This is a genomic window from Peribacillus sp. NPDC096622 (genome assembly GCF_044762665.1).
Classification (GTDB): domain Bacteria; phylum Bacillota; class Bacilli; order Bacillales; family DSM-1321; genus Peribacillus; species Peribacillus frigoritolerans_B.
Map to the genome: position 1 here is coordinate 1 of NZ_JBIWES010000053.1, position 3,298 is coordinate 3,298.

The following is a 3,298-nucleotide window of genomic DNA, read 5'->3' on the forward strand; positions in this document are numbered from 1 at the left end:
TGAACCGCCGTATACCGAACGGTATGTACGGTGGTGTGAGAGGTCGGAGGCTAGGCACCTCCTCCTACTCGATTTTATGGAACTATCGGGGCAGGATAGTTGATAAGAGGTATTTTCAAATAGGTAAAAATATTACTTTTTAGATAATTAAGTTGTTTAGTTTTGTTTTAAAAATTCAGTACCCTCTTGTGATGGGAGGTTATTAAAGTTGTCTACTTTAAACAATATTTTAGGAATAATAAAGCTATTTATTTTCGGAAAAAGAATCATATATCTTAGTACCAATTCATAAAAAGTTAAAATTTAATTCATCTAAGTGTATACATCTAATATCAATCATTCGTTGTATAAGTATAGGGAGGACAAAAGATGAAAAAAGAAAATGTATTAACCTCCTTTCTTATCAATTTAGGAGAGGAAGTGTTCAAGCTATTACTAGCGAGAGGAGCAAGAAAAGAAGATGCAGAAGATATAATTCAAAACACCTACTACAAAATTTACACGCTATTGGATAAATTAACAGAGAGCAATATACGTCCTTGGTTTTTTAGAGTATCACTTAATCAATATATTGATTTGAAAAGGAAAAAGGAGCAGCAGAACATTTACTTAACTAAGGAAATTTATTCAAAGCTATCACATATCGATTGCGATTTTGATACGGTTTTAAATAAAGATGAGATTTTTAATTTATTAAAAGACATAAAAAAAGAATACAAAGAAATTATCTTTTTAAAGTATTACTATGATTTTTCATATGAAGAAATTGCAACTATTTTGGATATTCAAGTAGACAGTGTAAAGCAAAAATTATATCGTGCACGTAAATTTATTCACTCAAAAATAGGAGGACAACATTGATGGAATCTTCGTTAAATGATGCTTTAAAAAAGGCTAAGCGAAAACATCTACTAAAAATTATCATCACTTCAATTATTGTAGTACTAATTCTCTTACCTATCTTTTATAAAACAGGCAACTACTTTGCAGCGAAAAGCTCTACAAGACTTCACGAAAAGCTTTTTTTACATAATGCCATTGCTGAACCTAATATTCATATCGACTCTCAAGTAACAAGTAATTCATCGATGTTTGGGGGTAACATTATTACAAACCGTTCTAAGAATATTAATGGTTATGTAGTTCAATGGAGCACTCTTACAAGTTCATATGATTGGTTACGAGTCAATATTGACACGAACGAGTTAGTACCAGGATTTCATTGGTCTGATACAGAGTTCTATGAGTATGATAAACAGACCAAGAGTAAATCAGCAACATTTTATCATCCATCCATAAAAAAATACTATGATGGTGTACAAAATGAATTAGGGGAAATTTCGGAAATGGAGAACCACGTTGCAGAAGTTGCCATTTCCTTTGATAAACCATACACGTTACAGGAAATACAAGCAAAAATCCCTGATACTTTAAACATCGTATGGTTATATATGGCTTCTCCAATTAGGGATGAAAGCAAGGGGCCAGCTGGTATGCCAGTTTATGGGTTTGAACTTTCCGACAACCCTAAAGAATTATATTCAAGCTTTGTCGATGGTCTTAAAGAGTATGATTCAAAGGGGAATGATGAAACAATTCAAGAATTTTTAAAGGTAAATAAAAATAAGAAGTTCGGTGAAGTGAAAATTTTAGGGGTAATGCTCACTGGAAAAACAAACAATTTCAAAGCCTTAGAGAATCAAGATTTTATCCGCGGTGCTTCAGTAGGTGCCACTGCACAAATCGTTCCTTATATTAAACCTGAAAAATAATATGCAAGAGATCAAATAAAAATTATGTTCTTAATTAACTAAATGGAGAAAGTTTAAGCTTAAGACTGCTAATGAGATTTGATCTATTTTAATACATACAAAACACAGTTTGTGAATAGGTGTACTTAAACTAACGGGTGCGTTAGTTCTTTAGAGAGCTGTGTGAACAGTTCTTTTTTTTATGCAACTTAAGGGGGAAGATAATTCAATAATTAAAAAACATATTTACTATAATTTGGTAAAATTGATTGAAGGAGAAGGGTGGTGAATCATGAAAAAATATTTAGGTGTTATTTCGTTTGCTTTAATTATCTTGGTTATTTGCTTCTTTGCTGGAAATATAACACAAGTAATTGATCCTGGGGTAACAACTTTTCGTGTATTGATGATATGTGGAATCATTATATCTTTCTCTTTCTCTTTTCTCAGTGAGAAAGGACTATGGAGAAAATTAGCTTTAGGTCTTAGTATATTTGTTGGTTTCGTTTACTTTATGGCCGTCGAATTAATGAGAATAATATTCCAGGGTAATGGATTTTAAATTGTTTATTCAACAAACAGGTGCTTTACTTCATTACCAGGAGCTGATCAGCAGCTCCTTATGCAACAAACGGGGCAGGTTAGTTGAACAAGGGTAATTCATAATATGTATAGAATATGTAGAGTATAGGTTCATTTGAAGGAAATGAGGTGGCTATCATAAAGAAAATTCTTAGTTTATTGTTTTTGTTTGTATTGTTTATTGGTGTAGTTGCTTGTAACAAGGATGTGGCCAAGGAAGACGTGGCGAAAGAGGCTGATATAGAAAAATTCGTTAAAGGTTACAGTACGGAACGATATAACGTTAAAGACCCCTCTAATCCTCCGTCTTCAGATGAAATTGCAAACAAGGTTAAAGAATATTTATCAAAAGATGAATATGATGCTCAAATAGCTAACCGTTATTATTCAATACCATCAATAGTAGCCAAGGAAGTTAATAAAAGTATTGAGGTACAAAACCTTAACCTTGAAGAACAAAGTAAAAATGATGATGATAGTACAATTGATTATAAATACACTATAAAATTTAAGCTTTATGACGAGGAGTCATCTAAAGTTTATGATAAAGAAGGAGAGCTAACTATCTCTACTAAAGATAATGAATTAAAAATCACTCGTGATTGGAGTAGAGGGGTGAAAATTGACGGTTTAGATGGTGGACTTTAATAAGAGCTTATATTACTACCATGAAAATAAGTTTCTTTAAAAATGAAAAATGACAAAACTTAAGAAGACCCTCCTCAATCGTTAAAAAAGAGGAGCGCTTTAATTAGTTAGTCTATGGGTTGACTGGATTAAGGTCACTATCAGTATTGACACTTCCTAACCATTTTCATTCTTTGTGGTGAATCGCCGATTTTTGCGATTCATGGATGGCTAACGGGTGCTTTCGTATTATAAGGTCGACCAGTAAAAATTACTGGTTGACCTTTTTTAAATAGAATCTATTATATCAGTAGCCAGGGTAGGACGTACGGGTGCGT

General features: G+C 32.4%; 4 protein-coding genes. All 4 read left to right on the forward strand.

The window, feature by feature from the left end:
- The first annotated feature begins 369 nt into the window (after positions 1-369).
- The gene (locus ACIQYG_RS26770) at positions 370-861 is read left to right on the forward strand and encodes an RNA polymerase sigma factor (RefSeq protein ID WP_402844598.1); all 492 of its coding nucleotides are present in this window, start codon (positions 370-372) and stop codon (positions 859-861) included.
- On the forward strand, positions 861-1,772 hold the full coding sequence (locus ACIQYG_RS26775; protein ID WP_402844601.1) for a sigma factor regulator N-terminal domain-containing protein: 912 nt from the start codon (positions 861-863) through the stop codon (positions 1,770-1,772). Before ACIQYG_RS26770 ends, ACIQYG_RS26775 begins: the two co-directional genes overlap by 1 nt.
- A 271-nt stretch (positions 1,773-2,043) precedes the next feature.
- Positions 2,044-2,313 carry a hypothetical protein gene (locus ACIQYG_RS26780; RefSeq protein WP_402844603.1) on the forward strand — a complete coding sequence of 90 codons (270 nt, stop codon included), beginning with the start codon at positions 2,044-2,046 and terminating at the stop codon, positions 2,311-2,313.
- A gap of 149 nt (positions 2,314-2,462) precedes the next feature.
- The gene (locus ACIQYG_RS26785; RefSeq protein WP_402844605.1) at positions 2,463-2,981 is read left to right on the forward strand and encodes a hypothetical protein; all 519 of its coding nucleotides are present in this window, start codon (positions 2,463-2,465) and stop codon (positions 2,979-2,981) included.
- Positions 2,982-3,298 lie beyond the last annotated feature (317 nt).